Annotated in this window: 2 protein-coding genes; one reads left to right on the top strand and one right to left on the bottom strand. The window is 36.6% G+C overall.

What is annotated here, in order from left to right:
- Positions 1-44: 44 nt before the first annotated feature.
- Entirely contained in the window at positions 45-416 is a 372-nt protein-coding gene (locus PSI15_RS18280) for a hypothetical protein (RefSeq protein ID WP_273584762.1), read from the bottom strand.
- A gap of 152 nt (positions 417-568) precedes the next feature.
- On the opposite strand from PSI15_RS18280, the gene PSI15_RS18275 reads away from it, so the two are divergent.
- Positions 569-787 (top strand): transposase family protein (locus tag PSI15_RS18275; RefSeq protein WP_273584761.1); only part of this gene is annotated, 219 nt, incomplete at its 3' end.

Below are 787 nucleotides of genomic sequence, written 5' to 3'. Positions count from 1 at the left end.
AGATCACGGGGAACTTCCGGTTTTTGAAGAAAAAGAAAATCTAACTAAAGGAAAGACACGGTAATTCGATCAGGATAAATTTTGACATATCCATTTTCCAAATATGAATATTCATATAATATATCATCTTGAAATACCAAATTAGATAAAAATAATTTATCTTCTACCAAATAACCATTCATCTCATAAGAAAATGTATTTCCCTGTTGTTTTAATGTCGCATTTTTGTCCTTGGATGGTTCAACTTTAACATAATCTAAAAATACAAGGCCTAGTTCAACCAAGTGAATATCACCTACTCGCAGAAGTCTTGGAAACTCATTGATAAAGCAACATATCTCATGTTCCCCGAATGACAAAATAACTTCTTCTTCAATATTTTCATTCAAAGAAATAATTTTTGCATAATATTTCATGATTATAATCCATTGGCATCAATGGTGAGATTTATCTGGCGGGAGACTGGCTGACAGAAAGCCAGGGCGCGAGCATACTTTTGGGTTCATCTATTGAATGAAACCTAATGACATGATCTAATAACGATTATTTCTTGCTGGCTGCCCTGCTCATGACGCTGATGGAACACTTATCCGTTGTTAAAGAAACTCGCTCCGATACCCATCGTCAGTATGATCTGATTGATGTTATTTTTCTTGTTATCAGCGCCATCATGGCGGGTGCCGAAGGTTGGCAAGATATTGAAACCTATGGCAATGCTAAAATTAAATGGTTGAGGACATACCGTCCTTTTCTCAGTGGGATACCTTGCCGGCATACCATTGCGAGG

It is taken from the genome of Xenorhabdus sp. PR6a (genome assembly GCF_028599065.1).
GTDB classification, from domain to species: Bacteria; Pseudomonadota; Gammaproteobacteria; order Enterobacterales; family Enterobacteriaceae; genus Xenorhabdus; species Xenorhabdus doucetiae.
This window is presented reverse-complemented; position numbering and strand designations above follow the sequence as displayed.

Bases quoted from the DNA above. Each gene is read 5' to 3' on its own strand.
- PSI15_RS18280 (WP_273584762.1), bottom strand. From the start codon at position 416: ATGAAATATTATGCAAAAATTATTTCTTTGAATGAAAATATTGAAGAA.